At 62.0% G+C, this 24366-nt stretch carries 25 protein-coding genes; 15 read left to right on the plus strand and 10 right to left on the minus strand.

Annotation, left to right across the window (positions count from 1 at the left end; all coding sequences use genetic code 11):
* Positions 1-23: 23 nt before the first annotated feature.
* Positions 24-1361 (minus strand): C4-dicarboxylate transporter DctA, encoded by a 1338-nt coding sequence (dctA, locus tag ACIPOO_RS24365; protein ID WP_274133296.1) that lies wholly within the window; start codon positions 1359-1361, stop codon positions 24-26.
* A gap of 181 nt (positions 1362-1542) precedes the next feature.
* Positions 1543-2715, minus strand: coding sequence for a mandelate racemase/muconate lactonizing enzyme family protein (locus tag ACIPOO_RS24370; RefSeq protein WP_400610372.1), 1173 nt, complete (start codon positions 2713-2715; stop codon positions 1543-1545).
* Between the two features lie 117 nt (positions 2716-2832).
* Here ACIPOO_RS24370 and ACIPOO_RS24375 point away from each other — a divergent pair, with 117 nt between their 5' ends.
* Positions 2833-3702: a LysR family transcriptional regulator gene (locus ACIPOO_RS24375; protein WP_274133300.1), complete on the plus strand. Its 870-nt coding sequence runs from the start codon at positions 2833-2835 to the stop codon at positions 3700-3702.
* A 123-nt stretch (positions 3703-3825) separates the two neighbouring features.
* Here the strand turns inward: ACIPOO_RS24375 and ACIPOO_RS24380 are convergent, their stop codons facing one another.
* Positions 3826-5232, minus strand: a complete 1407-nt coding sequence (locus ACIPOO_RS24380) for an NAD(P)/FAD-dependent oxidoreductase (RefSeq protein ID WP_400610374.1) — start codon at positions 5230-5232, stop codon at positions 3826-3828.
* Positions 5233-5488: 256 nt separating this feature from the next.
* Between ACIPOO_RS24380 and ACIPOO_RS24385 the strand changes: the two genes are divergently transcribed.
* The 6 genes from ACIPOO_RS24385 (at position 5489) to ACIPOO_RS24410 (ending at position 11251) form a co-directional block, all read left to right on the plus strand.
* The gene (locus tag ACIPOO_RS24385; RefSeq protein ID WP_400610455.1) at positions 5489-6121 is read left to right on the plus strand and encodes a paraquat-inducible protein A; all 633 of its coding nucleotides are present in this window, start codon (positions 5489-5491) and stop codon (positions 6119-6121) included.
* Positions 6118-6732, plus strand: a complete 615-nt coding sequence (locus ACIPOO_RS24390; RefSeq protein WP_274133304.1) for a paraquat-inducible protein A — start codon at positions 6118-6120, stop codon at positions 6730-6732. Before ACIPOO_RS24385 ends, ACIPOO_RS24390 begins: the two co-directional genes overlap by 4 nt.
* Positions 6725-8407 carry an intermembrane transport protein PqiB gene (locus tag ACIPOO_RS24395; RefSeq protein WP_400610377.1) on the plus strand — a complete coding sequence of 561 codons (1683 nt, stop codon included), beginning with the start codon at positions 6725-6727 and terminating at the stop codon, positions 8405-8407. The genes ACIPOO_RS24390 and ACIPOO_RS24395 overlap by 8 nt, the downstream gene beginning before the upstream one ends.
* On the plus strand, positions 8404-9021 hold the full coding sequence (locus ACIPOO_RS24400; protein WP_400610379.1) for a membrane integrity-associated transporter subunit PqiC: 618 nt from the start codon (positions 8404-8406) through the stop codon (positions 9019-9021). The genes ACIPOO_RS24395 and ACIPOO_RS24400 overlap by 4 nt, the downstream gene beginning before the upstream one ends.
* Positions 9022-9401: 380 nt before the next feature.
* Positions 9402-9869: a helix-turn-helix domain-containing protein gene (locus ACIPOO_RS24405; RefSeq protein WP_400610381.1), complete on the plus strand. Its 468-nt coding sequence runs from the start codon at positions 9402-9404 to the stop codon at positions 9867-9869.
* 86 nt (positions 9870-9955) lie between these two features.
* Positions 9956-11251 (plus strand): amidase, encoded by a 1296-nt coding sequence (locus ACIPOO_RS24410; protein ID WP_400610383.1) that lies wholly within the window; start codon positions 9956-9958, stop codon positions 11249-11251.
* Positions 11252-11325: 74 nt separating this feature from the next.
* Here ACIPOO_RS24410 and araH read toward each other — a convergent pair whose 3' ends face one another.
* From araH to ACIPOO_RS24435, 5 genes are all read right to left on the minus strand, one after another.
* Positions 11326-12291, minus strand: a complete 966-nt coding sequence (gene araH / locus ACIPOO_RS24415; protein WP_400610386.1) for an L-arabinose ABC transporter permease AraH — start codon at positions 12289-12291, stop codon at positions 11326-11328.
* A gap of 39 nt (positions 12292-12330) precedes the next feature.
* Positions 12331-13866, minus strand: a complete 1536-nt coding sequence (araG, locus tag ACIPOO_RS24420) for an L-arabinose ABC transporter ATP-binding protein AraG (protein WP_274133316.1) — start codon at positions 13864-13866, stop codon at positions 12331-12333.
* A gap of 62 nt (positions 13867-13928) precedes the next feature.
* The gene (locus ACIPOO_RS24425; RefSeq protein ID WP_274133318.1) at positions 13929-14933 is read right to left on the minus strand and encodes a substrate-binding domain-containing protein; all 1005 of its coding nucleotides are present in this window, start codon (positions 14931-14933) and stop codon (positions 13929-13931) included.
* 177 nt (positions 14934-15110) lie between these two features.
* Positions 15111-15989: an SMP-30/gluconolactonase/LRE family protein gene (locus tag ACIPOO_RS24430; protein ID WP_400610388.1), complete on the minus strand. Its 879-nt coding sequence runs from the start codon at positions 15987-15989 to the stop codon at positions 15111-15113.
* A 61-nt stretch (positions 15990-16050) separates the two neighbouring features.
* The gene (locus ACIPOO_RS24435; RefSeq protein WP_400610390.1) at positions 16051-16743 is read right to left on the minus strand and encodes a FadR/GntR family transcriptional regulator; all 693 of its coding nucleotides are present in this window, start codon (positions 16741-16743) and stop codon (positions 16051-16053) included.
* 344 nt (positions 16744-17087) lie between these two features.
* On the opposite strand from ACIPOO_RS24435, the gene ACIPOO_RS24440 reads away from it, so the two are divergent.
* The 8 genes from ACIPOO_RS24440 (at position 17088) to ACIPOO_RS24475 (ending at position 22381) form a co-directional block, all read left to right on the plus strand.
* Positions 17088-18233 carry an aldose epimerase family protein gene (locus ACIPOO_RS24440; RefSeq protein WP_274133325.1) on the plus strand — a complete coding sequence of 382 codons (1146 nt, stop codon included), beginning with the start codon at positions 17088-17090 and terminating at the stop codon, positions 18231-18233.
* Between the two features lie 626 nt (positions 18234-18859).
* Complete coding sequence (locus ACIPOO_RS24445) at positions 18860-19084, plus strand: DUF6555 family protein (RefSeq protein ID WP_274133327.1); 225 nt, start codon at positions 18860-18862, stop codon at positions 19082-19084.
* Positions 19085-19430: 346 nt separating this feature from the next.
* On the plus strand, positions 19431-19748 hold the full coding sequence (locus ACIPOO_RS24450; RefSeq protein WP_274133329.1) for a YXWGXW repeat-containing protein: 318 nt from the start codon (positions 19431-19433) through the stop codon (positions 19746-19748).
* A 106-nt stretch (positions 19749-19854) separates the two neighbouring features.
* Positions 19855-20451, plus strand: coding sequence for an RNA polymerase sigma factor (locus tag ACIPOO_RS24455; RefSeq protein ID WP_400610393.1), 597 nt, complete (start codon positions 19855-19857; stop codon positions 20449-20451).
* Positions 20448-20882, plus strand: coding sequence for a hypothetical protein (locus ACIPOO_RS24460; RefSeq protein ID WP_274133333.1), 435 nt, complete (start codon positions 20448-20450; stop codon positions 20880-20882). Before ACIPOO_RS24455 ends, ACIPOO_RS24460 begins: the two co-directional genes overlap by 4 nt.
* On the plus strand, positions 20879-21352 hold the full coding sequence (locus ACIPOO_RS24465; protein ID WP_274133335.1) for a periplasmic heavy metal sensor: 474 nt from the start codon (positions 20879-20881) through the stop codon (positions 21350-21352). The genes ACIPOO_RS24460 and ACIPOO_RS24465 overlap by 4 nt, the downstream gene beginning before the upstream one ends.
* Positions 21353-21441: 89 nt before the next feature.
* The gene (locus ACIPOO_RS24470; protein WP_274133336.1) at positions 21442-21654 is read left to right on the plus strand and encodes a hypothetical protein; all 213 of its coding nucleotides are present in this window, start codon (positions 21442-21444) and stop codon (positions 21652-21654) included.
* A gap of 73 nt (positions 21655-21727) precedes the next feature.
* A complete protein-coding gene (locus ACIPOO_RS24475) occupies positions 21728-22381 on the plus strand; it encodes an HAD-IA family hydrolase (RefSeq protein WP_400610396.1) in 654 nt (217 codons plus the stop codon).
* A gap of 12 nt (positions 22382-22393) precedes the next feature.
* On the opposite strand, the gene nagZ is transcribed toward ACIPOO_RS24475, so the two are convergent.
* A complete protein-coding gene (gene nagZ, locus ACIPOO_RS24480; protein ID WP_400610457.1) occupies positions 22394-23392 on the minus strand; it encodes a beta-N-acetylhexosaminidase in 999 nt (332 codons plus the stop codon).
* A gap of 103 nt (positions 23393-23495) precedes the next feature.
* The gene (locus ACIPOO_RS24485) at positions 23496-24209 is read right to left on the minus strand and encodes a TetR/AcrR family transcriptional regulator (RefSeq protein WP_274133338.1); all 714 of its coding nucleotides are present in this window, start codon (positions 24207-24209) and stop codon (positions 23496-23498) included.
* Positions 24210-24366: the final 157 nt, after the last annotated feature.

The raw sequence follows: 24366 nt of genomic DNA on the forward strand, positions 1-24366 counted from the left end.
CGCCGACCGCCAGCCCTTGCGCCCTACACCTGCGACTTTCCGACGCGGGCAGTGACCACTGAATCGACGCGCTTGTCCCCCTTGGCCGAGCCTTCATTCATGGCGGCAATTTCACGGGCCGCCTGGGCCTTGTCGAACGAGCCGTCCCACTTGGCGATGGCAATCGTGCCGATGCCGTTACCGATCAGGTTGGTGACGGCTCGCGCCTCGTTGAGGAAGCGATCGACGCCGAGCAACAGCACCAGGCCGATCATCGGGATACCGTGGAACACCGACAGCGTCGCTGCCAGCGTCACGAAGCCGGCCCCGGCCACGCCCGCCGAGCCTTTGGAGGTCAGCAGCAACACGCCCAGCACCGTCAGTTGATCCCACAGGGTCAGTGGGGTGTTGGTGGCCTGGGCGACGAAAATCGCCGCCATGGTCAGGTAGATGCAGGTGCCGTCCGAGTTGAAGGTGTAACCGGTGGGCAGGACCATGCCGACCACGGATTTTTCGCAGCCCAGCTTCTCGAGCTTGACCATCATGCGCGGCAGCACCGCCTCGGTTGAGCAGGTACCGAGGGTGACCAGGATTTCATCCTTGAAGTAGCGCAGAAACTGCATCAGCGGCAGCCCCGACCAGCGCGCCACGGCGCCCAGGATCACCACGATGAAGATCAGTGTCGTGGCATACAGCGCCACCAGCAGTTGCCCCAGCGACAACAGCGTACCGATGCCGTACTTGCCGATGGTGAACGCCATGCCGGCCCCCGCACCCAGCGGAGCCAGGCGCATGACCATCGCCACCACCCGAAACAGGCTTTGCAGCAGCATGTCGATGACGTTGACCAGCGGTTTGACCGGCTCGCCGATCTGCACCAGCGCCACGCCCATCAGCACCGAGACCAGAATCACCTGCAGCATCGCGCCCTTGGCGAAGGCGTCGAACAGCGTGGTGGGGATGATGTTCATGAAGAACTCGACCACCCCGCCCTGGGCCGCCGCAGCCTGGGTGTAGCCAGTGATCGCGCTGCCGTTGATGGTGTTGATGTCGATGTTCATGCCCACGCCGGGCTTGAGAATGTTGACCACCACCAGGCCGATCACCAGCGCCAGGGTCGAGAGGATTTCGAAATAGATCAGCGCCTTGGCGCCGATGCGCCCCACTTCCTTGACGCTGCCCATCTTGGCGATGCCCACCACCACTGTGCCGAAAATGATCGGCGCCAGCAGCATCTTGATAAGTTTGATGAAGCCGTCGGCGAGGGGTTGCAGCTTGGCGCCGATATCGGGAAGAAAGAAGCCGACCGCACCGCCGATGACGATGCCGATCAGTACCTGAACGTAGAGCTGGCTGTACCAGCGTGTCGAAGCCTGTTCCATGGGATGCCTCACTGTTGTTTTTGTATGAGGGGAAAGGACAGTTGCTTGAGATGCTTGTCTTGTAGGAGCGCGCTTGCTCTGGGCCGCATTCGGACGACGGCGCCGTATCAATCGATCCATTCATCGCTGTCAGATCGTGGTCGCGGGCAAGCGCGCTCCTACAAAGTGGAATGAGCAGGACTTAGGCGCCCTCACCCAGCTCGCGCATCACCGCATACAGCGCCGACTTGGCTTCGAAGCCCACGCCCGGGATGTCCGGCAGGCCGACGTAGCCGTTCTCTACCCGGATGCCATCGGCAAAGCCGCCAAACGGCTGGAACACGTCGGGGTACGACTCGTTGCCGCCCAGGTGCAGGCCGGCGGCGATGTTCAGCGACATCTGGTGACCGCCGTGGGGCACCACGCGGCGCGACGACCAGCCCAGTTCCTGCATCACATCCAGAGTACGCAGGTACTCCACGAGCCCGTAGGACAGTGCGCAGTCGAACTGCAGGAAGTCGCGGTCCGGGCGCATGCCACCGTGGCGCAGCAGGTTGCGCGCATCCTGATGGGAAAACAGGTTTTCGCCGGTGGCCATCGGCAGGTCGTAGTGGTTGGCCAGCTCTGCTTGCAGCGCGTAGTCCAGCGGATCACCCACTTCCTCGTACCAGAACAGGTTGTAAGGGCGAATCGCTTCGGCGTAGGCGATGCCGGTCTTGAGGTCGAAACGGCCGTTGGCGTCCACCGCCAGGCGCTGACCGTCGCCCACCACTTCCAGCACCGCTTCGATACGGCGCAGATCCTCGGCCAGCGGCACCGCGCCGATTTTCATTTTCACTACGTCGTAGCCTCGATCCAGGTAGCTCTGCATCTCGGCCTTGAGCTTGCTCTGGTCCTTGCCGGGGTAGTAGTAACCGCCTGCGGCATACACCCAGACCTTGTCGTCGGCCACGCCGTTGCGATAACGGTCAGCCAGCAGGCGATACAGTGGCTTGCCCTCGATCTTGGCCACGGCGTCCCACACTGCCATGTCGATGGTGCCCACAGCCACCGAACGCTCGCCGTGACCGCCCGGTTTTTCGTTGGTCATCAGGGTTTTCCAGATGGCGAACGGGTCCAGATTATTGTGTTCCTGGTCGATCAGCGATTCAGGGTCGGCTTCCAGCACCCGGGCCAGGAAACGATCGCGCATCAGGGCGCCCTGGCCATAGCGGCCATTGGAGTTGAAGCCGTAGCCGATCACCGGTTTGCCGTCGCGAATCACATCCGTGACCACCGCCACCACCGAGCAGGTCATCTTGGAAAAGTCGATGTAGGCGTTGGCAATGGGCGAGGCAATGGAGACGGTTTTCTCGCGAATGTCGACGATGCGCATGGGTCACTCCTGTTATTTTCGAAAGAGGTGCAGCGGTTGACGGGGCCACTCTAGGGCTGGACCTTTGCGCGCGGCCAATGCTAAAAACGCGGCACTCAATGCGCGGATGGCATCACGATGGAATTGGTCTGGCTGGAAGATTTCAATGCGCTGGCGCAGAGCGGCAACTTCTCCCGTGCCGCCGAATTACGCCATGTCACGCAGCCAGCATTCAGCCGCAGGATCCGCGCGCTGGAGACCTGGGTCGGGGTCGATCTGTTCGAGCGCACGACCCAGGGCGCGACCCTGACCGAGGCCGGCAGGCACATGCTCGGCAGTGCCCAGGAGATGACCCGGCGCCTGTATCAAATGCGCCAGGAAGCCCGCGAAGTCGCCGGTAAGCAGGCGCGTTCGCTGCATTTCGCGGCCACTCATTCGCTTTCGTTCACGTTTTTCCCGGGGTGGGTGCGAGCGGCCGAACGGACCAGCCCCATCGAAGCGATCCGGCTGCATTCGGACAACATGCGGGTCTGCGAGCAGATGTTGCTGGGCGGCGAGGTGCAGTTTTTGCTGTGTCACCAGCACCCGGAAGTGCCGCCGCAATTTCCCGCCGAATCCTTTCATTCCAAGGTGGTGGGCAGCGATTTACTGATGCCATTGCAGGGGCAGCAGGTGCAGGCGATTGCCGCCGACACGCCGCTTTCACTGCTGGGCTACACCGCTGAATCGGGCCTGGGCCGCATCGTCTCGGCACGCCTGCGCAAGGAGCCTCAGCCGCCGAACGTGCACACGGTGTTCACCTCCCATTTGGCGGCGGTGTTGTTGTCGATGGCACTTGAAGGCAAAGGCATCGCCTGGCTGCCCAGGACCCTGGCTGAACCTGAAATCAGCAGCGGTAAACTGGTCCGGGCGCTGGATGAGCATTGGGACATTCCAGTGGAAATCCGCCTGTTCAGGCCGACCATGGCGCTGAGTGATTTCGCCGAGGATTTCTGGGCCAGGCTCTAGTCGGCTGGCCTCGGGTCGATCTTGCGCACGCCCCCGCCGGCAAGCCGTGCTGCTACGGGCGGGGTCGGGCCTCATTCCTGTAGGAGCGCGCTTGCCCGCGACGGCGATCTTATGGGCGTCGGGTTACTTCATGAACCCTTCCATGAAATCCGCCACACCCATGGCGATCTTGCGTCGCCAGGCCGGTGTCGCAGGGTCGGCCAGAGTCTGGTCTTCGCTGACGAAGCTGCGGATGATCGCGTTGTAGCCCAGCCAGCGGCAGGGTTCCGGCTCCCAGGCTTTCAGGGCCTTGAGCCCACCTTCGCGAATCACCCAGGGCTGCTGAACCAGCGGCGTGTCGCGCTCAAGGATCAGGTCGGCCAGGGTGCGTCCGCCCAGGTTGCTCGCCGCCACACCCTCCCCGCCGTAACCACCGGCCAAGGCGATTCCATTCGCCCGATCACACAGCATGTGAGGGTGAAACCGCCGGGACATCCCCAGGTTGCCGCCCCAGGAATGCGTAATACGGACCTGCTTCAACTGCGGGAACAACTCGCCGAACAGGTAGCGCCGCAGTTCGACTTCGCTGGTGCTCAGATCGAAGTTTTCCCGCAGGCGGCCCCCAAACTGATAGCCGCCACGGGCGCCGAAGATCAGCCTATTGTCCATCGAGCGCTGGCCGTAGGTGACCTGCCTGCTGCTCTCACCAAACGCTTGCCCCTGGTTCAGGCCGATTTCATCCCAGACGCTCGCAGGCAAGGGTTCGGTCGCGACAATCAGGCTCTGCACCGGCAATTGATAGCGGGCCAGAGCGGGCATACTGGCCGCATACCCCTCCACCGCAGGCACCACCCAACGGCAGCGAATCCGGCCATAGGCGGTTGTGACCTGCCCGGCCTGCCAGTCGGTGGCCGGGGTATTTTCATAGATCGGCACGCCCAGCGCCTCGACCGCCCGCGCCAGGCCACGAACCAGTCTGGCCGGCTGAACGGTCGCCAGGTGGGAGAAATGAATGGCGCCGTAGGCACGGGCAATCCGCAGCTGCGAACTCAATTGCTCAGGAGTGAGCCAGCGATAGTCGGCCTCGGTCAGTCCCTGTTTGTAGAGCTTGTCCAGATAGGCCCGCAGGCTGGCTTCCTGCTCGGGGTAACGCGCCGCGCAGTACAATGCGCCGCCTTTGCGATAATCACAGTCGATGCCCTCGCGGTCGATGACGCTCTTGACCTCATCGGGGATGCCGAACAGCAAATCGTAGGAGGCGCGGCGATCTTCTGCCGAGAACCCCGCCAGCATCCGGTCATCGCCCAGCAGGTTGCCCATGACCCAGCCGCCGTTGCGCCCCGAGGCGCCAAAGCCTGCGGTCTGCGCCTCGACAATGGCGACGTTCAGTTGCGGGGCGTGGCGCTTGAGATAGTAAGCCGTCCACAACCCGGTGTACCCGGCGCCGATGATCGCCACATCGACATCCAGATCCTGTTGCAGCGATGCCCTGGGCGTCAGCGGCTCGTCGAGCTGGTCCATCCATAAACTGTTCAACCGCCATGCAGACATCACCCTACCCCACCGACCCTGGCTCAAGGCATCGATCCTAGTCGGTGCGGCGAGCGGATGTCCAATGTGCATCGGACGGAGCGCGCGGGGCCGCAGCGCGTTACACTTGTCTGTCCCCGACCACACACACCGCAACAGCTCAACCACGGGCAGGGTGCGAAAACGTGCTTTGATTCACCAATACCGACAACTTGGCATCGAACCGGATGATGGCAATGTGGTCAATGTCTCAATCGAACCTATCAGCGTGCTGTCCATGTATCCAACGCCTCCACCAGTAGACGATCCCGCCCAGTGGATCATCTGCGAGCACTGCGACTCGCTCTATGAGGCCCACCCCCTGAGCAAGGGCGAATCTGCCTATTGCCTGCGCTGCGCTGCGGTGCTCGATCGCGGCCATCGCATGAGCATCGAGCAGATGCTGGCGCTGAGCATCGCCGCCGGCATCCTGTTCATCTTCGCCAATGTGTTTCCGGTGATCAGCATCAGCATGAAAGGCCTGTACAACGAGGTCACGCTCTGGGGCTCGGTCGAGGCGCTGGCCCAGGGGCAGATCACCCTGATCGCGCTGGTCGCGGGGCTGGCGATCATCCTGGCCCCGGCGCTGCAGATCGCCCTGCTGTTCTGGGTGCTGGTGCACGCCCATCGCAACGAGATCGCTCCAGGCTTCAAGACCTGCATGCGCACCCTGGAGCACCTGCGCCCCTGGAGCATGCTGGAGGTGTGTCTGCTGGGGATCCTGGTGGCCATCATCAAGCTGGCGGGCATGCTCGACGTGCATCCCGGCGTCGGGCTGTGGGCCATGGCGATGCTGATGGTGCTGATCGTGCTGATCGCCGGCAAGGACATCAGAAGGCTGTGGGACGAGCTGGGGGTGCAGCCCGAATGAACGGCATTCCCTTCGCCCGCGAGCGCAACGTGACCCTTTGCCATGTGTGCGGCTATGTCTGCCCGCAAGATACCCATGTCTGCCCGCGCTGCGAATCGGCGGTGCACACGCGCAAACCCAACAGCATGGTGCGCACCTGGGCGTTCCTGATCGCCGGGCTGATCTTCTATATTCCAGCCAATACCCTGCCCGTGATGTTCACCACCCTGCTAGGCCGGTCCAGTGAGAACACCATCATGAGCGGTGTGATCGAGTTCGCCGAGGGCGGCTCGTGGGACATTGCCATCCTGATTTTCATCGCCAGCGTGCTGGTGCCGTGCATCAAGTTCCTGGTGCTGGGCATGTTGCTCTACACCTGTCAGCGCCGCAGCCAGTGGGCCATGCGCGAGCGCTCCAGGCTTTATCGCTTCATCGAGCTGATCGGCTACTGGTCGATGCTCGACGTGCTGGTGGTCGCCCTGGTCGCGGCGCTGGTCCAGTTCCGCGGCTTGAGCACCATCGAGCCGCGGCTGGGCATCCTGTTTTTTGGTTTGGTGGTGGTGATGACGATGTTTGCCGCCATGAGTTTCGATCCCCGGTTGATCTGGGATGCAGAGGTTGAAGATGTCTGAGAACACCCTACCCCCGTCGGCGCAGGCCCCTGGGCGACCGCAAGTCAAGGCCCGCAAGGCGCGTATTTCCCTGGTCTGGCTGGTACCGATCGTGGCCGGGGTGATAGGCCTGTCGATGGTCATCCATGACTTCCTCAACGTCGGCCCCAAGGTGGTGGTCAGCTTCCTGACCGCCGAAGGCCTGGAGGCCAAGAAAACCCAGGTCAAGTACAAGAACGTGGTCATCGGCACCGTCTCCGATATCGCCCTGAGCGAGGACCGTACTCACGTACTGGCCACCATCGATCTGAATCAGTCGGCCACTCCCTTCACCCGCGCCGACACGCAATACTGGGTGGTGCGCCCGCGCATCGGTGCCCACGGTGTTTCGGGGGTCGATACCCTGCTGTCCGGTGCCTTCATCGGCGCCGACGCGGGCAGCTCCGAGGAAACCAAAAAGGACTTCACCGGCCTTGAGACCCCGCCGCCGGTGACCTTTGGCGAAAAGGGCAAGCGCTTCATCCTGCACACCGATGACCTGGGGTCGCTGGACATCGGCTCGCCCATTTACTTCCGTCGGATCCAGGTAGGCCAGGTGGTGGCCTACGAACTGGCAAAAGACGGCAAGGGCGTGGACATCGAGATCTTCGTCAACTCGCCAAACGATCAGTACGTGCTGACCGACTCGCGCTTCTGGAACGCCAGCGGCGTGGACGTCAGCATCGGTGCGGCCGGTCTGAAGGTATCGACGCAGTCGCTGACCTCGATCATCTCCGGCGGCATCGCCTTTCGCGAACCCAAGTACAGCCCGGACGCCAAGCCTGCCGACAGCAACGCCGAGTTCAAGCTGTTCGAAGACCAGGCCACCGCCCTGGCGCCGCCCGACGGCGATCCCAAATACATCCGCATGCGCTTCAACCAGTCCCTGCGCGGCCTGGTGGTCAATGCCCCGGTGGACTTCCTGGGGGTGAACATCGGCCGCGTGGTCTCGGTGGACCTGGACTACGACCCGGCCACCCGCACCTTCCCCGGCGTGGTCGGCGCGGTGATTTACCCGCAACGCCTGGGCGCGGCCAACGACAAACTGCGCGAACAGGCCGGTGGCGGCGACGAAGAGGAGCAGACCTCGAGAATCCTGGGCGGTTTTGTCGAGCGCGGTCTGCGGGCGCAGATTCGTACCGGCAACCTGCTGACCGGCCAGCTTTACGTGGCCATGGATTTCGACCCCAAGGCACCGAAAATCGCCTATAACGCCAAGGCTCGTCCGCTGGAGATTCCAACCGTGGGCGGCAGCTTCGACAAGCTGCAGGAACAGTTGCAGGCCTTCGTCGACAAGCTCGGCAAGATTCCGATCGACGACCTGGCGAACAACCTCAATGGCAGCCTGATCGAACTGCAGAAGACCATGAAGAACGTCAACGGCCAGGTCCTGCCACAAGTCACCGGCACCCTGGCGCAGGCTCAGAAGACCATCGGCACGGCCAACGCTACGCTGTCGGATGATTCCCCGGCGCGGCTGCAACTGGGCCAGGCCATGGAAGAAGTCCAGCGCACCGCACGCTCGGTCCGGGTCCTCACCGACTTCCTCAGCCGCCATCCCGAATCACTGATCCGCGGTCGATCCGGCGATGCTGCGCCCGGCTCGTACAAAGGTTCGTCCTCTTCCCGTGAAATTGCTCCGGAGCCTGCACAATGACCGTGCGTAACCACCTGCTGGCCCTGGCGTGCGCCCTGGGCCTTGGCGCCTGTTCGTCCACGCCCACCCATTACTATACTTTGATAGCCCCTGCGACCCAGACCCAGGCCACTCACGCACAGGTGCCGTTCCAGTTCGAAATGCAGCCGGTGCTGATGGCCGTTCAGGTCGATCAGCCCCCGCTGGTCGTGCGCCAGGGCGACGGCAGCCTGGCGATTCTGGAGAACGATCGCTGGGGCGCGCCACTGGGCGATGAGTTCCATGATGCACTTACGGGAGAATTAGAACGTCGTTTCGGAGTTCGAGATCTGGCAGGATTACCCAAACAGAACGAACTACCTGTATTGTCCATTCGTACCGATGTTCGGCGCTTCGAGTCGATCATCGGCCAATATGCGATGATCGATGTAGTCTGGAACTTGAGTATTCGCTCTAATCAAAACAATGGCCACCGCCAGACGCTGACGTGCAGTAGCGTGGTGCGTCAACCTGCGGGGCCGGGCATCGAAAATCTGGTGCTGGCCCACCAGAAAGCGCTTTCCTCGCTGGCGGACATCATTGCCAAAACCGCGACCGACTGGGGCCGGCAACCGGGTACCCGCTGCCCTTCGTGATGTTACTCAATAACTTATTGACACTCAAACGAGTGTCGATAAAGTATCTAATTGAATGAATAGTCTTTCTATTTAGATATAAACATCGAGAAAACATGAATAAAGCTGTACATGTACGCGAACGAGTATAATTTACACCCCACCACTGCCATACGCCCGTTTCATAAAAAAACACTCCAAACGTTTGTATACATCAGGATCCAATCGAATACTTACACTTGTCTTGGAGCCGATAGACGGCTTTAATGCACCAATTCATGGCATATTCATGAAGTTGATTAATTAAACGTCCATACATCTTTAGCGTGATTGTAAATCGTGCGTGCTGCCGGCTTTTTGCGGGCGACACCGCCTGCAACACTGCCAGCGGGGAGAAACACATGACAGGGATTGGCCCGAGACTTCGCGAAGAACGCACTCGCCTGAAACTGTCGCAAAGCGCACTGGGCACCCTTGGTGGCGTCGAGACCAATGCCCAGGGCAACTATGAAAGCGGTGCCCGCTCTCCGAAAGCCGACTACCTGTTGCGAATCGCCGAAGCTGGCGTCGATATCTATTACGTATTGACCGGCACCCGCTCACGTCCCGGAGACACCATCGCCCAGGCGCTCATGCCGCCCCACGGCGCGGCCACGAATGAACACATGAGCAAGGTCACGCATCAGCTGCATCGTAACCTGCACGGACTGATCGAGGCCCTGTTCCAGATCACGATTCTGATCGAATCCCAGGCAAACGACATTGACGACCATGCCGTGAAGACGGAACTCGATACCTTCCGCAACGAAGCCCAGGCCCTGGCCCAGGCGTCCATCCGGCTGATTTTCGAAACCTCACGGCTCAGCTGACCTCCCCTGCGTGCCCGGTGTACACCGCGCATTGCCTGCGGCATGATCCGGCTTCATCAGAACAACAACCGGACAGTGCCGCGCCCATGACTCCCCATGACCTGACCCAGCTCACCGCCAGCGAAGCCGCCCGCCTGCTGCAGACCCGGACGCTCAGCGCCGAGGCGCTGCTGGGCGCGTGCCTGGAGCGCATCGAGGCGCGCGAACCACAGGTTCTGGCGTGGCGCCAGTACGATGGGGCTAGCGCGATGGCGCAGGCACGGGCGCTGGATCGCGGCCCGTTGCGCGGCCCTCTGCACGGTTTGCCGCTGGGGGTGAAGGATCTGTTCGACACTCGGGATTTTCCCTCCGGCTACGGCTCGCCGATCTACCAGACGCACCGGCCGGATCATGACGCCGCAGCCGTCGCTCTGTGCCGGAACGCCGGCGCGATCGTGCTGGGCAAAACCGTCACCAGCGAATTCGCGACCTTCAGCCCTGGCCCGACGCGCAATCCGCACAACCCGGATCACACACCCGGCGGTTCATCCAGCGGCTCGGCGGCCGCCGTCGGTGCGCACATGGTGCCGTTGGCGTTGGGGACGCAGACCGCAGCTTCGGTGATTCGGCCTGCGGCCTATTGTGGCGTGGTGGGTTTCAAACCCAGCTTCGGCCTGATCTCCCGCGCCGGGGTCAAGAGCCTGAGCGAATCGCTGGACACCGTGGGTGGATTCGGTCGCTGTGTCGATGACGTGGCCCTGCTGACGTCAGTGATGGCCAACGCGCCGCAGTGGCGTCAGTTGCCCGTTGATCGCAAGCCGCGTATCGGCGTGTGTCGCTCACCCTATTGGGACAAGGCCAGTGCGTCGGCGCAACAGGCGTTCGAATCCACGGTGCGGACGCTGGCAGCCAAGGGGGTGCACATGGTCGATGTGACCCTGGCCGATTCAGTGGCAGCCCTGGTCGAGGTGCACGATCAGGTGATGTGTGGCGAGGCATTCAAGGCGCTGGCCGATGAGCGTCTGAATCATGGCGAGCTGTTGAGCGACAGACTGGTCGCGATGCTTGAGCGTGGGTCGCGCGTGACCTTTGAACAGAGTGTGCAGCACCGGGCACAGGTGGCGTCGGCGCGGCATCAGTTGGGGCGGGGCTTTGCCGATTATGACCTGCTGCTCACACCCAGCGCCTGCGGCGAGGCCGACCTTGGGCTGGAGCGCACGGGGGATCCACTGTTCTCGCGGATCTGGAGCCTGCTGGGTTTGCCGAGCCTGAATCTGCCCGTGGGGGTCGGCGATCAGGGGTTGCCACTGGGGATTCAACTCATCGGCCCGATGATGAGCGACACCGCGATGCTTGGGTTCTGCAGGTGGGTCGAGCAGAGCCTTGCGGCCTCATTCCTGTAGGAGCGCGCTTGCCCGCGACGGCGTCCTGGAGAGCGCCGACGCCGGCAAGCCGGACTGCAACGGTTCGGGTGATGTCAGCGGCGCTTCAACCGGTCGATGATCACCGCCAGCAACAGAATCGTCCCGCGAATCACGTACTGATAGAAGGTATCGATGTTTTTCAGGTTCATGGCGTTCTCGATGATCGCCAGGATCAACACCCCCGCGATCACGTGACGAATCATCCCGATTCCGCCACTGAGCGATACCCCGCCCAGCACGCACGCGGAAATCACCGTCAGCTCGAAGCCCTGCCCGATCATCGGTTGCCCGGAGGTCATCCTCGAAGCCAGCACCACGCCCGCCAGCGCGCCGATCAGGCCGTGCACCGCGAAGATGATGATCTTGGTGCGGTCCACGTGCACACCCGCCAGCAATGCAGCTTCCTGGTTGCCACCGATCGCCAGCGAGTTGCGCCCGTAGGTGGTGTAGTTCAGCAACCAGCCAAAGAACACGAAGCAGACGATGGTGATCAGGATCGGCACCGGCACGCCGAACAACTGGCCATTACCGAATACGAAGAAGCCTTCGTCACCCACGCCCACCGCTTTACCGTTGGAAAAGATGTAGGCCAGACCGCGCACGATCTGCATGGTCGCCAGGGTGGTAATCAACGCGTTGATCCGCAGCTTGGCGATCACGATGCCGTTGATCAGCCCCACCACCAGCCCCATGACCAGGGCCGCTGAGACCCCGAAAAACACACTGTCGGTGTCACGGATCACGATCCCGGCGATCACCCCCGAACAGGCCAGCACCGAGCCGACCGAGAGGTCGAAATGCCCGGACGCGAGACAGAACAGCATGGTGCAGGCAGCGATGCCGACCGTGGAAATCGCCAACCCAAGCCCGCGCATATTCAGCGGAGACATGAAGTTGTCGATCAGGAAGGCACAGAGCACAAAGATGCCCAATGCGGCGAGAAGCATGGCCCAGTCGTCGAAGAATCGACGCATGTTCATGCCCTGGCGGGGAGCCGTCAGGCTGGTTTCGGTAGACATACGCACCTCGTTTTTATTTTTCACTGTCTTGACCCGGTGTCAGCCGCGAGTGCGCGGCAGTGCCAGTTGCAACAACCGTTGTTCGTTGGCCTCGTCACGAGAAAGCTCGCCGGTGATGGCGCCTTCGCTCATGACCAGAATACGGTCGGAAATGCCCATGACTTCCATCAGATCGCTGGACACCACGATCACCGCGATCCCCTCGGCGGCCAGGTTATGGATGATCTGATAGATCTCGGACTTGGCGCCGATGTCGATGCCGCGAGTCGGCTCGTCCAGCAACAGCACCTTCATCGGCATCGACAGCCAGCGGCCCAGAATGGCCTTTTGCTGATTGCCGCCGGACAGGAACATGATCTGCTGCTCGGGTGATGGCGTCTTGACGTTCATCGAGCGGATCTGGGTCTTCGCGTTGTCCCGCTCCCAGCGTCCCTGGATCAGGCAACCCAGGTGCACATGCCGCGGGCGGGCGCCGATGTTGATGTTCTCGGCCACGCTGGAAAGCGGCACGATGCCCTCTTTCTTGCGGTCCTCGGGGCACAGCAACACCCCGGCGGCGATGGCGTCGCGGGGCGACCGGAGGTTCAGCGGCTTGCCGTCCAGTTGCAGGGTGCCGGCCTGGCTCCTGGTCAATCCGGAGAGGATGCGAAACAGCTCGGTGCGCCCAGCGCCGACCAGGCCGAAAAAGCCCAGCACTTCGCCTTTATCCACCGCGAAACTCACCGGCTCCTGCAAGCCAGGCCCCAACAGACCGGTGACACGCAGGCTTGGCCCCTGGTGCTGGCGCGGGCGGTAGTTGTAGATGTCCTGAATGTCGCGGCCGACCATGCAGGTCACCAGTCGGTCGTGGTCCAGGTCGGCCATGTCCTCGAAAGTGCGTACGAAACGTCCGTCCTTGAAGACGGTGACCGCGTCGCACACGCGAAAGATTTCTTCCATGCGGTGGGAGACATACAGAATCACCCGACCCTCGTCCCGCAGCTTGACGATGATCGCCATCAGGCGGTCGATCTCGCGCGCCGAAAGGCTGCTGGTGGGTTCGTCGAACGCGATGACGTGGGCATTGCGCGACATGGCCTTGGCGATTTCCACCAGTTGCCGTTGCCCGAGGGACAGATCGCCCAGACGCGTGCCCGGATCGATTTCATCGGCCAGGCCTTTGAGCAGTTCGCGCGCGCGGCGCATCATGGCCCGACGATTCACCAACCCGAAACGATTGGGCATGTGCCCCAGCAGCAGGTTCTCCGCCACCGACATTTCCGGCACTAGGTGCAGTTCCTGGTGAATCACCGCGACACCGGCGGCAATGCTGTCAGCCGTGGACTTGAACGCCAGGTGTTGATCGCCGATCTGCAGGTCGCCGCTGTTGGGCTGATACGAGCCGCCGAGAATCTTGAGCAGCGTCGATTTGCCCGCGCCGTTCTCGCCCATCAGCGCATGAACACTGCCGGGGCGGGCTTCGAAATTGATGTCGGACAGCGCCTTGACCCCCGGAAAGGTCTTGCCGATCCCGTTGAAACGCAGGCTGCCGCCCGCCTGTTGTTGCTGTACCTGTGGTGCAGAAGCCTGTTGCATGAACCACCTCCCACTCGCTCCACCCTGGGGTGAAGCGAGGCCTTGCAGATTGTCGCCAGGGATTACTTGTACAGACCGATCTTGGTCAGCACGTCCTTGAAGTTCTCACGGGTGATAAGCGTCACGTCGTCCATGGCGGTGTATTTAGGCGGCTCCTTGCCAGTGGTGACCCACTCGTACATCTGCAGGGCGGTGTTGTAGCCCTCTTTGTCCGGGCTTGGGAGCATCGAGCCGAAGAAGCCGCTCTTCGGCTTTTTCAGCTCGTCGATGGCGTCGGTGCCGTTGATGCCGATCCCGATCACGTTGTCCGGGGAGAAGCCTGCACCGGCGGTCGCACGCACGCCACCGAGCACGGTGTTGTCGTTCATGCCGCCGACGATCAGGTTTTTCGCGCCGCTTGGCAGTTTAGGCAAGGCCGCGTTGGTGGCGTCCATGCTGCCCGGCACGTCGAGGGTCTTTTGCGGGGTAAAGAGGATGTGATCTTCAGGCAGGCCGGCTTTCTTCAGGGCATCGACCGAGCCGTCGGTGCGCTTCTTGCCGGTGTCCAGCTCGTTGTAGGTGTTGATGATCGCGTAGGTTTCCTTCCAGTCCCACTTGCGATTCTGCGCCTCGGTCGCCATGGCAGCGCCCTGCTTCTGGCCCACTTCAAACGCGGCCATGCCCAGGTACGGCACGTCTTCCATGAACTTGCCCTTGGCGTCGACGAAGCGGTCGTCCACGGCCATGACCTTCAGATCGTTGGCCTTGGCCTTGGCGACGATGGCCGGGCCGAGGGACACGTCAGGCGGGCAGATGACAAAACCCTTGGCGCCGTTGGCAGCCAGGTTGTCGATGGCGGTGAGGGTTTTCTCGCCGTCGGGAACGGCGATCTTGATGACTTCGAAACCGTGATCCTTGCCGGCCTTTTCAGCGAACTGCCATTCGGTCTGGAACCATGGCTCTTCGGCCTGTTTGACCAGAAAGCCGATCTTGACCTTGTCGGCAGCGATGGCGCCGCCGCTCATTCCAACGATAGCGGTGGCAACAGCAGCACAGCACAGGGAGCGAATCCCATGGCGACTCAACATAGCTAACTCCTTATTTTTATTGACTAGCTACAGCGTCCAGCAGTGAGTGTCGTGGCGACCGGAAAGCGTGAAGGCCTGACGGTCGTTTCGACTGAAAACAGTCATATCATATTATCAATGCAGTCTATGTAACCGAGTGTCACACTGCCCGTGACACTCGCTTGCAGTCCGAAATCCTCAGCCGGCAAAGCGCTGGCAGGCCAGCCCCTGAATGCCGGTTTCAACGCTCAACACACAGCCATCCAGTTCAAGCGCTCCGCTGGAAGGCCTGGCGCTGGTGACGAACAGGGTGGTCATGTCGGGGCCGCCGAACACGCAACTGGTGGGGTGACTGAGCGGCACTTCGACTATCCGGTCTATGCTGCCGTCGGGCGCGAAGCGGATGATGCAGTGCCCACCCCAGCGGGCGTTCCAGACATAGCCCTGGGCATCCATCGCCGAGCCATCGGGCACGCCGCGCACATGCTGCGCTGCCCAGATGCGCCGCTCGCCCAGAGAGCCATCGGTCAGTATCGGGTAGCGGTAGATCACACCGTCAAGGCTGTCAGCGGTCAGCAGCGAGCTGTCGTCATCGGCCCAGAGCAGGGTGTTGACGATGCCCTGCCCGCCCAGCAGCGGGGTTGACTGGCCACGGGCATCGACCCTGAAAAGTCCGCCGGAGCGGCGTTCCAGCGGTACGTCGCCGCCTTTGGCGTCCAGATTGTTCTGCATGCTGCCCAGCCACAGCCGCCCCTGGCTGTCGCAACGGGCTTCGTTGGCGCGGTTGCCCGGCACCGGATCAGCCTCGCAGAACAGCGCCAGACCAGGCGCATCGGCGCTGGATTCAAGGTTGAGGCGGTACACGCCACTGGCCAGGGTGACCAGCGCATCGCCTTGAGTGGTGGGGATGAATGCCGAGACCGGCTCGTTGAATTGCCAGTGCCGCACCTGCCCCTGGTGCAGGCGCAGGGCGCGAAACCCGGCGATGTCGACCCAGTACAGGTTCTGCCGGGATTGATCCCAGAACGGCCCTTCGGCCAATTTGAAACGCTGGTCACAGACCGCAAGCCACTTCATGCCAATGTCCTGTTTTTATTCTTGTCCAGGGCCGCAGCCCGTCTTGAACAGCTGTTGTCGCTCAGTCGCTCAGCGAGCGGGAAATCACCTCGCAGGCGTTCTCGATCAGGCTCATGCAGGCCCAGACCCCTCGCGCTGCATCCCGGGTGGCGATGGCGTCCGCCAGGTCTTTGTGCAGCGGCAGCGTACGTCCCAATTCGCCCGGCACCGCCGAGGAAACCTCGAAAGAAATCGCCAGCAGTGCACCCAGCGCCGGCAGCATCTGCTCGATGAACTGGTTATGGCTGGCCGCCAGCACCGCCTCATGGAAGCGCTGGTCGGCATGGTTGTAATCGCCCATGTCCGCCACGCTGTCCGCCAGCAGGCCATACGCCGCCTGAATCTCGGCGATCTGCGCAGGGGTTGCCCGCTCACACGCCCAACGCACCGCCATCGGTTCGATAGCCCGGCGCAGATCCAGCAGGTCCATCACAAAACTCTTTGGCAAACCCTTGGCTGCCAACCAGCCGACCACCTGCGGGTCGAACAGGTTCCAACTGCGCACCGGTAACACCCGCGTCCCGACCTTCGGGCCGACTTCCAGCATGCCCTTGGCCACCAACGTCTTGATGGCCTCGCGGATCACCGTACGACTGACCCCGAACTCCTCGCCCAACGCCGCTTCAACCTTCAGTGCCTGCCCCGGCGGCACACTGCCTTGAGCAATCCAGGCGCCGAGACGGTCTACGGTCGAGGCGTGAAAACTGTTGCTCATGCCCTACCCCTTTTTGCGGTGCTTTCCGCAGATCGAGGCTAATCATCATATGATTGACTGTCAAACGGCTGTACAAGTGGCGAAAGCTGGTCTACACCTGATTCGCGACTGGAGTCGAGCTTTAGTTGAGCTAAATAGTATTACAATTAATTTTTAAATCGAGTGTTTTTGATCTATAAAACAGAAATACCGTCACAGGAAGCCAAAATAGTATTACCAATGTAGGAATGAGCCTGCTCTCGATGGGGTCCGAGCCTGTAAACGGAGCCGACTGAACGAACGCCATCGCGAGCAAGCTCACTCCTACAGCCGTCGCTGCTCAATAACAAAAAAGGAAGGACGCAATGAGGAAGACGCTTATCCCTGCTATCGGACTGACCCTGCTGGCCGCCGCCCTGCAAGCCAACGGCGCAACGGGCCTCACCAGCGAACACGCAGCGTTCGGCAAGATGCCGGACGGCACCACGGTCGAGAAATACACCCTGCGCAACAGCCTGGGGATGCAGGCCACGGTGATCACCTATGGCGGCACGCTGCAGTCGTTGCTGGTACCGGACAAGAATGGCAAGACAGAAGACGTGGTGCTCGGTTTCGATGATCTGGATGGCTACCTCAAGGGCACGTCCTACTTTGGTGCCACCATTGGCCGTTTCGGCAACCGTCTGGCGGACGGCAAGTTCAGCCTGGACGGCAAATCCTATCAGGTGCCGCAGAACGACAAGACCAACGCCTTGCACGGCGGCACCAAGGGCTTCGACAAGCAGATCTGGAAGGCCGAACAGGTCAAGGACAAGGGCTGGGTCGGGGTCAAGCTGACCTATGTGTCGGCGGACGGCGAGATGGGCTTTCCCGGTACGCTGAAAACCGAGGTGACCTACAGCCTCAACGAGAAGAACGAACTGCGCATCCAGTACCACGCCACGACCGACAAACCGACGGTGCTCAACCTGACCAACCACAGTTACTTCAACCTGGCGGGTGCGGGTAACGGCGATATTCTGGATCAGGTGGCCATCGTTCACGCCAGCCATTACACACCGGTCAACGAGAAGCTGATTCCAACCGGCGAGATCGCACCGGTGGCAGGCACGCCGATGGACTTCCTAAAGCCCGTGGCCTTTGGCAAGCGCATCCGCGAAGACCACCAGCAGCTGAAATTCGCCGAGCCTACCCAGGGCGGTTATGACCATAACTGGGTGCTGGACACCAAGGGCAAGGTGGCGGCGCTTGCTGCGGACGTGAGCGATCCGAAATCGGGTCGTCGTCTGCAACTCTTTACCAGCGAGCCGGGGGTACAGCTGTATACCGGCAACTTCCTGGATGGCACGGTCAAAGGCAAGGGCGGCAAGATCTATCCGCACTGGGGCGCGTTCACCTTGGAGACGCAGCACTATCCGGACTCGCCGAACCAGAAGAACTTCCCGTCCACGCGGCTGGATCCGGGCAAGGCGTATAGCCAGACGACCGTGTTCAAGTTTTTGACCAAGTAAGGCCTGGAAGTTGATCGTTCCCACGCTCTGCGTGGGAATGGCTTGTGCGACGCTCAGCGTCTTTGGGTGACTTTGGGATCGGGTGTATATCCGGTTTCGCGGGGGTTTTTGGCTTAGGGTTTCGCCCCTTACGGACGACCTACTTTCTTTCGGGAAAGTAGGCAAACCATTTGCTCCTGGCTGGGGTCCTTCGGACTTCCCTCGACTCCGGCGCCGTTCCGGGGGCACGCTGTGATGGGCCGTCCCTGGCCCGCACAGCTTTCGCGCCGTCCTGCCGCTCATCCCCCTCCACGACGCCTGCGCTCGGCCTGGCGCCTTTACGTCGCGTTCGGCGGCGCCTGTGCCATCGCGTTCGAAGATCAAGATCAAAATCTAAACACGCCACCTTCCCGTAGCAGTCCGGCTTGCCGGCGTTGGCGATCTTGAGGCCGCTCCCGCCGGCAAGCCGTGCTGCTACGAGGCTTGGGTCAGCGTGGCCGACCATCCATTTGCCTGCATCTGCAACACTGGCCCCCTTCGTCTGTACCAATACCCACCGTTTGCACCCCAACGGATCAATTCGACTGAATTTTCCTGGCCCTGGCGACTCAGTGAAGTGTGAGCGACTGATAGGGAGGTTTACGAGAGTGGGACAGTACAAGCATTTCAGAATCGATTATCTGCTGCATGGAAAATACAAAAGCTTCTATATCAGCGCCGAAGCCATGGACAGCGCTTCTGCATGGCATTGGGCGTCAGTGGACGCAGGCTTTGGCCAGATCCCCAAATATCGTTCTGACAAGGTGCCTAAGGTCAGCAAACCCAAGGCCGAGCAACTGGGCCTCACGGATGTAGAGTGGGCCGAATCCTGAGCTGTGCTCGGAAAAACCCATGACGCCGATCAGCCTGGCGGAACAGTTTTCTGACAATTGACCGGCTGTATCGAGGCCATAGAAAGAGCTGTTCATTAATCGACCATATTGACCAAGCCCTTGCACCCAAGGGCTTACAGACAGTTATCCACAGAGATATTCACTATTTCCGTGGACAACTTTCTGAACCCTTTCCCGTTGACTATCAACGTCATATGGCGCTAGCACCCCTCCCTTCCTTTCGATCCTCCCATTTTTTTCGCACTGCCTGCGACGGATTTTTCCAGCGCCTGCGTTGAACCCTTCAGCTGCACTCACTTTCGCGTGCAGGCATGAAGGAGTTGTCATGAGAGTCCCACGATCTCTGGCCAGATTAGGTTACGCCCTGCTCATCCCGGTCGCACTCGCGGCACTGGCGAGCACCCCCTCCTACGCGCAGGAAATCATCATTCGCCAGGCGCCACCCCCCATGCGCATGGAGCCGGTTCCGGGCGGGCGGCCCGGATATGCCTGGGACCGCGGTCACTGGCGCTGGGAGGGCCGGGGCTATGTCTGGGCGCCCGGGCACTGGCAGCGCGTGCGACCCAATGCGCGCTGGCAGCCGGGCCACTGGGTGGCGCGCGGTCCGAACTGGTACTGGATAGAAGGTCGCTGGGTGCGGTGAACCATTGGCGGGGATGCGGTCAGTAGTAACAAGATATTTCAACGCCCTCCCCGCCAGCCTTGAACATGGCGTGGCTGCCCCAGTAACCGGACCGAGACACGCCATATTGAACGAAACTGATCCGGACCTTGAGTTGTTGGCCCGCGTCGGCAACAACGAACCGGAGGCCGTCAAGGAGATGGTGTCACGCAAGCTCCCTCGCCTTCTCGCCTTGGCCAGCCGCCTGTTGGGCGATGCCGAAGAAGCCCGGGATGTCGCCCAGGAAAGCTTTCTCAGGTTGTGGAAACATGCGGCGGGCTGGCGCACCGGCCAGGCGCGCTTCGACACCTGGCTGCACCGCGTCGTGTTGAACCTGTGCTACGACCGCCTGCGCAGCCGCAAGGGCATGCCGCTGCTCGAAGACGACTTCCTCGCCGAAGTCCCGGACAGCGCGCCGCTACCCGAGGAGCAGTTGCAAACCCAGGCGCAGCACGCACAAATGGCCGCAGCACTGGCCGCCTTGCCGGACCGCCAGCGTGAGGCCATCGTTTTGCAGTATTACCAGGAATTGCCCAACACCGAAGCCGCAGCGCTGATGCAGATCAGCGTCGAGGCGCTGGAAAGTCTTTTGTCACGAGGCCGGCGCAACTTGCGCACTTATTTAGCCGAGTCAGACCTTGCCCCGCAGCAGCGCAAGGCCAGCCCAGGGAGAGGAAAACCATGACGCCTGAACGCTTTGCCCATCTGGCCGACGCCTACGGGGCGGACCTGCGACACTGGCCGGCAGCCGAACAGGAAGATGCCCGTCGCCTGCTGGCTTCGGGGGAAACAAGCGTGCATGAAACGCTGCGGCAGGCGGCCTGGCTCGACCGGCAACTGGACACTCATCGCGCGGCCACCCCTGATCCGTTGCTGGTTCGCGCAGTGCTGGCGGCGGCCTTCACCCCGGCCTCTTCATCGTTCTGGCGTCGGCATTGGGAATGGCTGTCGAGCCTTGGCATCGTCGGCGTGGGCCTTGCCGGTGCAGCCGCGGGGATGCTGGTGGTTTCCCTCAGCCTGCCGCTCACCAGCACCCCCGAGGTATTGCCCAGCATCTTCGACCATGGCGATGTCGAGCTCTTCCAGGGCCTGGATGCCGAGGAGAACGATCAATGAGCCAGGCCCCCGCTCGCTTCAAAACCCTGCTGATCGCCTCGGTGCTGACCAACGTGTTCCTGATCGGCGGCCTTGCGGGCGGCTGGTATCAATGGTCCAACCGCCCGCACCCTCCCCGCAGCGTGGTGCAACACGGGTTGCATCAGGCGCTGGCACAACTGCCCGAAGCCCGTCGCCATCAGTTGCGCCGCCTGCTGCGTGAAACCCGCGCGCAAAACCAGGCGCTGATCGTCGCCAGCCGTCAGGCCCACGCCGATGTCGTGCAGCGCCTGCAATCTGCAGCGCTGGATCGCGATGCGCTGGACGCCGACCTGGACCGCGCCCGCACCGCCGACATCAGCCTGCGCACCCGCGTTGACGCCACTCTGGCCGACTTCGCCGCCACCTTGCCGGCCGATGAACGCCAGAAACTGGCCGAGGCGATGGTCAACCGGCGTCAGGCGCTGCCACGCAACGCGATGAAAGAGTAAAAACCGGCGACGGATTCTGCGCCACGCAACGTTAAATCCCTGTACGCCCCACCAATCAGGTGCGGGCCAGGTCGACACAAGGATTTCCCATGTTGCGATTCACCAAGGCCGCCCTGCTGGCCACCGCCTTCACCCTCACATTGTCCGGCTGTGTCGTCGAGCCGGTTCACCCGCGCCGCCCACCGCCGCCTGTAGAGGTCGTGCCCGTGATGCCCGCCCCCGGCGCACAATGGGTGCCGGGACACTACCGCTGGGCTGGCAATCAATGGCTGTGGATGCCGGGGCACTGGCGCCGCTACTGACAGACTCTCTGTGCAGTGCATGCTAGGCTCGCGAATCGACTGAACGACAGCGCTTCATAAAAGGACAGCATGCATGCCAGAGCAGCACTCATTCGCCGCCTTCCTGTTCGACATGGATGGCACTCTGACCAACTCCACCGTGGCCGCCGAGCGGGTCTGGACGCAATGGGCGCTGAGCAAGGGCGTCAATGTCCAGGAGTTGCTCGCGACCATTCACGGGGTGCGCTGCATCGACACCCTGCGCCGTTTGAACCTGCCGGGAGTTGATCCGGAACTGGAAGCGCAGCGGCTGACCGAGGCGGAAATCGAAGATGTCGTGGGCGTGGTGGCCGTTGAGGGCGCCGCGCAGTTCCTCGCTGCGATCCCGGACAACCACTGGGCTGTGGTCACTTCCGCTCCGCGCCAACTGGCCGAACGCAGGATCCTCGCGGCCGGCCTGCCGCTGCCGCAGGTGCTGGTCAGCGCCGAAGACGTCGAGAGAGGTAAACCCGCGCCGGACTGCTTTCTGCTGGGTGCCCAGCGCCTGGGCGTGAAGGCAGAGGATTGCCTGGTATTCGAAGATGCGGCGGCGGGTATCGCAGCGGCAGAAGCAGCCGGGGCGAAAGTGATGGTGGTCACGGCGGCGCATACCCACAGCCTACAGACGCAGCATCCTTCACTGAACACTTACGATGCCTACAAGGTAGTGGTCGATCAGCAGGGGCGCCTGCAACTGCGCCCCAACTGACCCGGGTGAGGCTCAGTCGATCAACTGGGCGTCACGCAGCGCACCCATCGCGGCCTGCCAGCGCGGGTGCTGACGGTATTCGATGGTCGCTAGCCCCTGCCCACGCATCCGGGCAATTCGCGCAGGGGCGGTGATTTTCATCCGCTGCGCAGCACTGAGGGCCAGTTCTGCGGCAGCGCGATCGTTGCACACCAGGCCCATGTCGCAACCGGCCGTCAGGGCCGCCTCGATACGGCTGGCGGCATCGCCCACCACATGGGCACCGGCCATGGACAGGTCATCACTGAAAATCACCCCGTCAAAGCCAAGCTCGCCGCGCAGAATGTCCTGCAGCCAGCGCCGAGAGAAACCTGCCGGTTGCGAATCCACCTGCGGATAGATGACGTGAGCCGGCATGACCGCCGCCAGTTGCTTGCTCAAGCGGGCAAAAGGCACCAGATCGTTGGCCCGGATGGTTTCCAGACTGCGTTCATCGTTGGGGATCGCCACATGGGAATCCGCTTCGGCCCAGCCGTGCCCCGGGAAATGCTTGCCGGTGGCGGCCATGCCAGCGTCGTTCATGCCGCGAATGAAAGCACCCGCCAGCAACGCCGCACGCTCGGGATCGCCTTCGAACGAACGGCTGCCCACCACCGCGCTGCGCTGGTAATCCAGGTCCAGCACCGGCGCAAAGCTCAAGTCCAGCCCGACGGCCAGCACTTCGGCTGCCATCAGCCAGCCGCACTGCTCGGCGAGGAATTCGGCATTCGGGTTGTCGGCAATCGCGCGCATGGCTGGCAGACGCACGAAGCCCTGGCGCAGGCGCTGCACCCGCCCGCCCTCCTGATCGACCGCCAGCAGCAAGTCAGGACGAATGGCGCGGATAGACGCGCACAGCTCACGTACCTGGCGAGGGCTTTCGATGTTACGGGCAAAGATAATCAGGCCGCCCACTTCGGGCTGACGCAGAAACTGACGGTCTTCGGCGGTCAGCCAGGTACCGGCGACGTCCACCATCAGGGAGCCTTGCAGGCCAGAATTCATACCAAGATCCTTCAACAACCAATGCTCAGACCGGCATGGTGAGGGATCGAGGGGTGCGATGCAAATTCACCGCACCGTACTGCGAGAGCGATCAGACTTTAGCGGGGGTCGGCGGCGTCGCGCTTTTGCTGCGTGGCTTGAGCTGGGCGCTGATCATGGCAGAGTCCGTCACCCCGGTTTCGGCGCGCATGCCAGCGGCCAGGAACGGCACCATCAGGCGCATGACCTGCTCGATGGAGGTATTGACGCCGAAATCGGTCTCGGCGATGGCGCGCAACGCCTTGATGCCGGACATGCTGAACGCTGCGGCGCCGAGCATGAAGTGCACGCGCCAGAACAGCTCGATAGGCGGAATACGCGGCGCGGCCTCGTTGACCAGCAGCATATAGCGGCGGAAAACCTTGCCGTACATGTCTTCCAGATAGCGGCGCAGGTGGCCCTGGCTCTGGCTGAACGCCAGCCCCAGCAGACGCATGAAAATCGACAAATCATTGCCGCTTCGAGGTTGCACCACCAGGGCCTGCTCGACGAGAATTTCCAGCAGCTCTTCAAGGGTCGGCTTGTGCTCGGGCTTGGCCTGGCGGCGCTCGAGTTCCTTGTCCAGACTCAGGCAGAACGGCCCCAGGAAACGCGAGAACACGGCCTGGATCAGGGCCTTCTTCGAACCGAAGTGGTAGTTCACCGCTGCCAGGTTCACCGACGCCTTGCTGGTAATGAGCCGCAACGACGTTTCGGCAAAACCCTTCTCGGCGAACAGCTGTTCTGCAGCATCGAGAATTCGTTCAACTGTTTCCGACTGAGCCATGGTTCTTCGCCTGACAAACACTTGTTTGAAACATACGTTTCAAGCGATTTCCTGTCAACCCTGCCCGTTCGTTTTCTGCCCGTCCGGTCACGCCATTTAATCATACAAATCGGCACTTACAGCCACTGCCTGACAAAGTCCGCGAGGGATCTTTGCG

Origin of the sequence: Pseudomonas sp. NPDC090201 (assembly GCF_044746825.1) — a bacterium.
GTDB lineage: Bacteria > Pseudomonadota > Gammaproteobacteria > Pseudomonadales > Pseudomonadaceae > Aquipseudomonas > Aquipseudomonas putida_AD.

Coding starts and splice junctions, on each gene's coding strand:
- dctA (WP_274133296.1), bottom strand. CDS start 1,361: ATGGAACAGGCTTCGACACGCTGGTACAGCCAGCTCTACGTTCAGGTA.
- ACIPOO_RS24370 (WP_400610372.1), bottom strand. CDS start 2,715: ATGCGCATCGTCGACATTCGCGAGAAAACCGTCTCCATTGCCTCGCCC.
- ACIPOO_RS24375 (WP_274133300.1), top strand. CDS start 2,833: ATGGAATTGGTCTGGCTGGAAGATTTCAATGCGCTGGCGCAGAGCGGC.
- ACIPOO_RS24380 (WP_400610374.1), bottom strand. CDS start 5,232: ATGTCTGCATGGCGGTTGAACAGTTTATGGATGGACCAGCTCGACGAG.
- ACIPOO_RS24385 (WP_400610455.1), top strand. CDS start 5,489: ATGTATCCAACGCCTCCACCAGTAGACGATCCCGCCCAGTGGATCATC.
- ACIPOO_RS24390 (WP_274133304.1), top strand. CDS start 6,118: ATGAACGGCATTCCCTTCGCCCGCGAGCGCAACGTGACCCTTTGCCAT.
- ACIPOO_RS24395 (WP_400610377.1), top strand. CDS start 6,725: ATGTCTGAGAACACCCTACCCCCGTCGGCGCAGGCCCCTGGGCGACCG.
- ACIPOO_RS24400 (WP_400610379.1), top strand. CDS start 8,404: ATGACCGTGCGTAACCACCTGCTGGCCCTGGCGTGCGCCCTGGGCCTT.
- ACIPOO_RS24405 (WP_400610381.1), top strand. CDS start 9,402: ATGACAGGGATTGGCCCGAGACTTCGCGAAGAACGCACTCGCCTGAAA.
- ACIPOO_RS24410 (WP_400610383.1), top strand. CDS start 9,956: ATGACTCCCCATGACCTGACCCAGCTCACCGCCAGCGAAGCCGCCCGC.
- araH (WP_400610386.1), bottom strand. CDS start 12,291: ATGTCTACCGAAACCAGCCTGACGGCTCCCCGCCAGGGCATGAACATG.
- araG (WP_274133316.1), bottom strand. CDS start 13,866: ATGCAACAGGCTTCTGCACCACAGGTACAGCAACAACAGGCGGGCGGC.
- ACIPOO_RS24425 (WP_274133318.1), bottom strand. CDS start 14,933: ATGTTGAGTCGCCATGGGATTCGCTCCCTGTGCTGTGCTGCTGTTGCC.
- ACIPOO_RS24430 (WP_400610388.1), bottom strand. CDS start 15,989: ATGAAGTGGCTTGCGGTCTGTGACCAGCGTTTCAAATTGGCCGAAGGG.
- ACIPOO_RS24435 (WP_400610390.1), bottom strand. CDS start 16,743: ATGAGCAACAGTTTTCACGCCTCGACCGTAGACCGTCTCGGCGCCTGG.
- ACIPOO_RS24440 (WP_274133325.1), top strand. CDS start 17,088: ATGAGGAAGACGCTTATCCCTGCTATCGGACTGACCCTGCTGGCCGCC.
- ACIPOO_RS24450 (WP_274133329.1), top strand. CDS start 19,431: ATGAGAGTCCCACGATCTCTGGCCAGATTAGGTTACGCCCTGCTCATC.
- ACIPOO_RS24460 (WP_274133333.1), top strand. CDS start 20,448: ATGACGCCTGAACGCTTTGCCCATCTGGCCGACGCCTACGGGGCGGAC.
- ACIPOO_RS24465 (WP_274133335.1), top strand. CDS start 20,879: ATGAGCCAGGCCCCCGCTCGCTTCAAAACCCTGCTGATCGCCTCGGTG.
- ACIPOO_RS24470 (WP_274133336.1), top strand. CDS start 21,442: ATGTTGCGATTCACCAAGGCCGCCCTGCTGGCCACCGCCTTCACCCTC.
- ACIPOO_RS24475 (WP_400610396.1), top strand. CDS start 21,728: ATGCCAGAGCAGCACTCATTCGCCGCCTTCCTGTTCGACATGGATGGC.
- ACIPOO_RS24485 (WP_274133338.1), bottom strand. CDS start 24,209: ATGGCTCAGTCGGAAACAGTTGAACGAATTCTCGATGCTGCAGAACAG.